This window comes from Streptomyces catenulae (assembly GCF_000718015.1).
In the GTDB taxonomy this organism is placed as follows: Bacteria; Actinomycetota; Actinomycetes; order Streptomycetales; family Streptomycetaceae; genus Streptomyces; species Streptomyces catenulae.
This window is the reverse complement of the sequence record NZ_JODY01000028.1, coordinates 77,984-85,325: the sequence shown is the minus strand read 5'-3', so window position 1 is coordinate 85,325 and position 7,342 is coordinate 77,984. Positions and strand designations below refer to the sequence as shown.

The following is a 7,342-nucleotide window of genomic DNA, read 5'->3' as shown; positions in this document are numbered from 1 at the left end:
TCGACGACTCACCAACACCAACCGCCGCACCCCATGCACCACCACCAAATGACGCGCCACCAACGCACCCAACCCACCCGTACCACCCGTGATCAGGACCGGGTGCGCCCGGTCTCCGGTGAACGGGCTCGGATGGTCCGTGCGCGGCGCCCGGCGCAGCCGGGGTGCGCGGATCTCACCGGCGTTCAGTGCGAGGTGGGGTTCGCCGGTGGCCAGCGCGGCGGACAGCTGCCGGGCGCCGGTGGAGGTGGCGGGGTCGAGGGGGTCGGCGGTGTCCACGAGGACGATGCGGCCGGGGTGTTCGGACTGCGCCGCACGGGCCAGTCCGTGCAGCGGGGCCGTGGCGAGCGCGGCGGCCGCGTCGCCGTCCGGGCCGGTGGCCGTCCGGGTGAGGAGCACCAGCCGGGTGGCGGCGCGGCGTTCGTCGGCGAGGAAGTCCTTCAGGAGGCCGAGGAAGGCGGCGGCGGTACGGCGGGCCGCGGTCGGCGCGTCCGGCGCGGGGGCGGTGAGCGATTCCGCGCGGACGTATACGGCGTCGGCACCGTCGGGTTCGGGCAGCCGCGGTCCGCCGTCACCCGCCGTGCCGGTCGTCATCGCGAGGCGGACGGGGCGTGACTCGGGCGCGGTGAGGGGCACCCACTCCAGGTCGAACAGGGCGTCGTGGTGGTTGGCCGCCGGGGCGAGGCGGTCCGCGGCGACCGGCCGCAGGCTCAGATCGGCGACGGTCATGACGGGTCGGCCCATGGCGTCCGTGGCGTGCAGGGAGAAGTGGTCGGGTCCGGTCGGGGCGACGCGTACCCGCAGGGTGCGAGCCCCGGTCGCGTACAGGGCGGTGCCGGTCCAGGCGAACGGCAGCCGGATGGTGCCGGTGGCGTCCGGGCCTGCCGCGTTGGCGGCGTGCAGCACCAACGGGTGCAGGAGGGCGTCGAAGAGCGCGGGGTGGAGGCCGTAGCGGGTGGCCTCCTCGTGGCGGTCGGCGGGGAGGGTCACCTCGGCGTGGAGCACGCCGTCCGCCCGCCACATCCCGGTGAGCCCCTGAAACGCCGGTCCGTAGGCGTAGCCGAGGTCCGCGAGGCGGTCGTAGGCGTCCTCCCGGGCGATGGCTTCGGCACCCGTGGGCGGCCACTGCCGCAGGTCGTCCGGAGTCTCGGGGTCCGCGGGCGCGGCGGTGAGGGTGCCCGAGGCGTGCCGGGACCAGGCCGGGGCCGGGCCCGGACCGGTGTCGGGGCGGGCGTGGATCTCCACGGGGCGGGCGCCCGAGGCGTCGGGGGCGCCCACGGCGACCTGGACGCGCACCGCGCCTTGGTCGGGCAGGGGCAGCGGGGCCTCCAGGGTCAGTTCGTCGACCCGGTCGAGTCCGAAGTGGCCGCCCGCGATCAGCGCGAGTTCGACGAACGCCGTCGCAGGCACGAGCGGCGTACCGGCGATGGCGTGATCGGCCAACCAGGGGTGACTGTCCAGGTCGAGGCGGCCGGTGAGGACGAGGCCGTCGCGGCCGGCCAGTTCCACGGCGGCGTGCAGCAGCGGATGGTTCGCCGGGTCGAGGCCGAGGCCGCGCGCGTCCGCGGGGCTGTGCGGGGCGAGCCAGTAGCGCTCCCGCTGGAAGGCGTACGTCGGCAGGTCGATGTGGCGGCCACCGGGGTGGCGGACCGCGGCGTCCAGCGGCGCGCCGCCTGCCCAGGCCGCCGCGAGAGCGGCGTTCACCGTCTCGGTCTCGGGGTGGTCGGCGCGCAGCAGCGGGACGACGGTGACGTCCGTGCCCAGGGCGGTGCGGGTCAGCGGGGCGAGTACGGCGTCCGGGCCGGTCTCGACGAAGACGGTGGCGCCGTGCCGGGCCAGGGACCGGGCAGCGTCCAAGAAGCGCACGGGGCGGCGGATCTGCCGGACCCAGTACTCGGGCGAGGTCAGGTCGGCGGTGTCGGCGAGGTCGCCGGTGACCGTCGAGACGAGGGGGATGCGCGGGGTGTGGAAGGTCAGCCTGGCGGCGACCGCGCGGAACTCCTCCAGCACCTCGTCCATGTGCGGCGAGTGGAACGCATGACTGACCGGCAGGCGGCGGACACGGCGGCCGCGGGCGCGCCACCGGGCGCCCAGCTCCGTGGCCGCCGCCTCGTCACCGGAGACCACCAGGGAGGTGGGACCGTTGACGGCGGCGAGCGCCAGCCTCCCGTCGAACTCCGCCAGATCCTGGGCGAGTTCGCTCTCCTCGGCTTCCACGGCGAACATGGCGCCGCCGTCGCGGGCGGACTCCATGAGGCGGCCGCGGGCGGCGACGAGGCGGGCCGCGTCGGGCAGGGAGAGGACACCGGCGGCGTGGGCGGCGGCGAGTTCGCCGATGGAGTGGCCTGCCAGCAGGTCGGGCTCCGTGCCGTGGTGGGCGAGCATCCGGAACAGTGCGGTCTCGACGGCGAAGAGGGCCGGCTGGGTGAAGGCGGTGCGATGCAGCAGTCGGCCGTCGGCGCTGTCCTCGACGGCGAACAGCACCTGTCGCAGCGGCCGTTCGAGGTGCGGATCGAGGGCGGCGCACACCTCGTCGAGCGCCGCCGCGAAGACGGCGGACGTCTCGTACAGCTCCCGCCCCATGCCCGCGCGCTGGGCGCCCTGGCCGGTGAAGAGGAACGCGGTACGGCCTTCGGCGGCGGTGCCGGTCACCAGGTTCGGGGCCGCCGCACCGCGGGCGAGGGCGTCGAGCCCGTCAAGGAGGGTGCCGGTGTCGGCGGCGGTGATCGCGGCGCGCCTGCGCAGGGCGGTGCGGGTGGTGGCGAGGGACCAGCCGGTGTCCGCGAGGTCCTGCTCGGGATGGTCCCTCACATGCGCGCGCAACCGCTCCGCCTGGGCCCGCAGAGCGCCCTCGTCATGGGCGGAGAGCAGGAAGGGAGCCGGAGCGGTGAGCACCGGCACCGCATCCGGCTCCTCCCCGGACGCCTGGGCAGGGGCTTCCTCCACAATCACGTGCGCGTTGGTCCCACTGATCCCGAAGGAGGAGACACCGGCGCGGCGCGGGCGTCCGACGGAGGGCCAATCCGCCCCCTCCACCAGCAGCTGCACGGCGCCCGAGGACCAGTCCACGTGCGGCGACGCCTCCTCCACGTGCAAGGTCTTCGGCAACGCGCCGTGCCGTATCGCCTCCACCATCTTGATCACGCCGCCGACGCCTGCCGCAGCCTGCGCGTGACCGACGTTGGACTTCAACGAGCCGAGCAGCAGCGGGTGTTGGACATCGCGGCCCTGACCGTACGTCGCCAACAGCGCCTGCGCCTCGATCGGGTCACCGAGACGCGTGCCGGTCCCGTGCGCCTCCACCGCATCCACCTCAGCGGGCGACAGACCGGCATCCGCCAACGCCGCACGGATCACCCGCTCCTGCGACGGACCGTTCGGCGCCGTCAAACCATTACTCGCACCATCCTGATTGACGGCGCTGCCGCGTACCACGGCGAGGACGCGGTGGCCGTTGCGGCGGGCGTCCGACAACCGCTCCACCACCAGCAGACCCACACCCTCCGCCCAGGCGGTGCCATCCGCCGCCGCCGCGAAGGACTTGCACCGCCCGTCGGACGCGAGGCCATTTTGCCGGGAGAACTCCACGAACATGCCGGGCGACGCCATCACGGTGGCGCCGCCGACGAGGGCCAGTTCGCTCTCCCCCGAGCGCAGCGAGCGGACCGCCATGTGCAACGCGACCAGCGAGGAGGAGCAGGCCGTGTCGATGGTGACGGCCGGGCCGAGCAGACCCAGCTGGTAGGCGATGCGGCCGGACAGGACGCTCGGCGTGGTGCCGGTCAGCAGATGGCCGTCGACGGAGTCGGGCGCCTCGTGCATCCGCGGCCCGTAGTCGAGCGGGGTGGCGCCAACGAACACACCGGTGCGGGAGCCCTTGAGGGCGGCGGCGTCCAGGCCCGCGCGTTCGACCGCCTCCCACGCGGTCTCCAGCAGGAGGCGCTGCTGGGGGTCCATGGCCAGCGCCTCGCGGGGCGAGATGCCGAAGAACGCGTTGTCGAACAGGGCGGCGTCGTGCAGGAACCCGCCCTCGCGGACGGTAGTGCGTGCGGGGTCGTCGTGCAGAGAGGTGTCCCAGCCGCGGTCGGCGGGGAACGCGGAGATCGCGTCGGTGCCGTCGGCGACCAGCCGCCACAGATCGTCCGGGGAGGCGACGCCGCCCGGGTAGCGGCAGGCCATCCCGACGATCGCGATCGGCTCGTCGGCGGCGGCCGCCGTCTCCCGCAGCTCGCCCTCCCCCTGCCCGCCGGTCAGCAGGCTCTCCAGATGCGCGATGAGCGCGCCAGGCGTCGGCCGGTCGAAGAGGAGTCCGCTGGGGAGGCGGAGGCCGGTGGCGGTGGCGAGGGCGTTGCGCAGCTCCACCGACATCAGCGAGTCGAAACCGAGGTCCTTGAAGGAGGTGTGCACCCCGACGCGGCGGCCCTCCGGAAGTTCGAGGACCGCGGTGACGCGGTCGAGGACGAGGGCGGTGACATCGCGCACGGCGGGCAGGTCCGGCGGCGACTGCGGTGCGGCCGCCTCGGGCGCGGGCGGCGGGGCGGGGGCGTCCGCCACCGGGCGGGCCGGGCCGTCGAGCCAGTACCGCTCGCGCTGGAACGCGTAGGTGGGCAGTGCGACCCGGCGGCCTCCGGCGTCGGCGTGTACGGCAGCCCAGTCCACGCAGGTGCCGCGGACAAAGGCCGCGGCGACGCCGGCGAGCAGGGTGCGGGCCTCAGGGCGGTCCCGGCGCAGCAGGGCCAGCGGCGCGGTGGCGTCGGCGTCGCGGACACCGTCGGCGGCCATGGCGGTGCAGACACCGTCGGGGCCCAGTTCGAGCAGGGTGGCCGCGCCCTCGGCCTCCAGCGTGCGGACGGCGTCGAGGAACCGCACCGGGCTGCGCACCTGGTCGACCCAGTACGCGGGCGACGACCACTGGCCCGGCTGCACGGCGGTGCCGGTCACCGTGGACACCGCCCCGATCCGCGGCTCGTGGAACGTCAGCCGGTCGACGACGTGGCGGAAGTCGTCCAGCATCGGCTCCATGAGCGGGGAGTGGAAGGCATGACTGACCGTCAGGCGCCGGGTCTTGCGGTCCCGGGCGGCGAGCTGCCCGGCGATCTCCTCGACCGCATCCCGCGCGCCGGAGAGCACCACCGAGCGGGGGCCGTTGACGGCAGCGAGCGCCACCCGGTCCGCGTGGCCCGCGAGCAGGGGCACGACCTCCGCCTCCGCCGCCCCGACTGCGACCATGGCGCCGCCGGGCGGCAGGTCCTGCATCAGCCGGCCGCGGGCGGCGACGAGCCGCGCGGCGTCGCCGAGGGAGAGCACCCCGGCGACATGGGCCGCGGCGATCTCGCCGACGGAGTGCCCGGCGACGCGGTCGGCGGTGAGGCCCCAGGAGGCGACGAGGCGGTGGAGCGCCACCTCGACGGCGAAGAGCGCGGGCTGGGTGAAGGCGGTGTCGTCCAGACCCTCGCCCCGGTCCACGACGTCGGCGAGCGGCCGGTCGAGCAGTGGGTCGAGCACCGCGCACACCTCGTCGAAGGCGGCGGCGTAGACGGGGAACGCGGCCCGCAGCTCGCGGCCCATGCCGAGGCGCTGGGCACCCTGCCCGGTGAACAGGAACGCCGTCGTGCCGGGCCGGACGGTACCGACGACGGCCTTCGCCGCGGGGACACCGTCGGCCACGGCGGCGAGGCCCGCCAGCATTCCCGCGCGGTCGTCGGCGAGGACCACGGCGCGGTGTTCGAAGGCGGTACGGGTGGCGGCGAGGGACCAGCCGACGTCGACCGGACCGGGCGCGGTGTCGGCCGCGGCGGCGGTGCGCAGCCGCTCGGCCTGCGCGCGGAGCGCTGCCGCGCTGCGGCCGGAGACCACCCAGGGCAGCAGTCCTGCCGCATCGCGCGCAGCGGGGGCGGCGGGCCGAAGCGGTGCGGGGGCCTCACCGAGCACCACGTGGGCGTTGGTTCCGCCCATTCCGAAGGACGAGACGCCGGCGAGGAGCGGGCGGTCGGGGGCGGGCCAGTCGCCGGCCTCGCGCTGCACCGCCAGGCCGATGGCGGCCGGGGCGATGGCCGGGTGCGGGGTGCGGTAGTTGAGGCTGGCGGGCAGGCGGCGGTGGCGCAGCGCCAGGAGCGTCTTGATCAGGCCGACGATGCCCGCGGCGCCTTCGAGGTGGCCGACGTTGGTCTTCGCGGAGCCGACGCGCAGCGCGTCGCCGGGCGCGCGGCCCGCGCCGAGGACCGCACCCAGCGCGGCGGCCTCGATCGGATCGCCGACCGGCGTGCCCGTGCCGTGCAGTTCGACGTACTGCACGGCGCCGGTGGCGACGCCCGCTCGGTCGTAGGCCTCGCGCACCACCCGTTCCTGCGACTCCTGCCCCGGCACGGTCAGCCCCGCGGTCGCGCCGTCGTTGTTGACCGCGCTGCCGTGGATCACGCCGTACACGGCGTCGCCGTCCGCCTGCGCCCGGGACAGCGGTTTGAGGACGACGGCGCCGCCCCCCTCACCGCGGACGAAGCCGTTGGCCCGTGCGTCGAAGGTGTACGTCATGCCGTCCGGGGACAGGCCGCCGAAGCGTTCCGCGACGACGGCGCCCTCGGCGAGGAGGTTGAGGTTGACCCCGGCGACAAGCGCTGCGTCCGACTCCCCCGCACGCAGCGACTCACAGGCCAGATGCACGGCTACGAGCGACGAGGACTGCGCGGAGTCGACGGTCAGGCTCGGGCCCCGAAGGCCGAGGTGGTACGAGACCCGGTTCGCGATGACCCCGCGGTTGACGCCCGCCATGGTGTGCTGGGTGACGGCCGCCTCGCCGTGCAGATGGAGCAGCGCGGCGTAATCGTCGCGCAGGGTCCCGACGAACACCGCGGTGCGGGTGTCGCGCAGCGCGGCCGGGACGATACCGGCGTCCTCCAGCGCCTCCCAGGCCAGTTCGAGAACGAGGCGCTGCTGCGGGTCCACCGTGCGGGCCTCACGCGGGGCGATGCCGAAGAAGGCGGCGTCGAAGGTGTCGACGTGGTCGAGGAAGCCACCGTGGCGCGCACCGACCGCGGCGGGCGTGCCGCCGTCCGCCCCCGGCCACCGGCCCTGCGGTACGGGGGTGATGGCGTCGGAGCCGGTGTCCAGCAGCCGCCAGAAGGCGTCGGGGTTCTCGGCACCCGGCAGGCGGCAGGCCAGGCCGACGACCGCCATGGGCTCGTCCTGACCGCCGCGCGCACCGGCTGTCTCGAAGTGGAACTGATTCGTCATCGCCTCGGCTGCCCTTTCCAGCGGATTAGCTGCAAGACTTCTGAGTAATGGGGCGAAACCTTCGAGGCAATCGTAGGCAGATGTCTCTCTCCCGCATCTCAACGCCAGTCCT

At 75.0% G+C, this 7,342-nt stretch carries 1 protein-coding gene; it reads right to left on the bottom strand.

Going from position 1 to position 7,342, the window contains the following annotated elements; all coding sequences use genetic code 11:
* Positions 1-7,230: type I polyketide synthase (locus IF23_RS0122560; RefSeq protein ID WP_037679273.1), on the bottom strand; the 7,230-nt coding region annotated here is incomplete at its 3' end.
* Positions 7,231-7,342 lie beyond the last annotated feature (112 nt).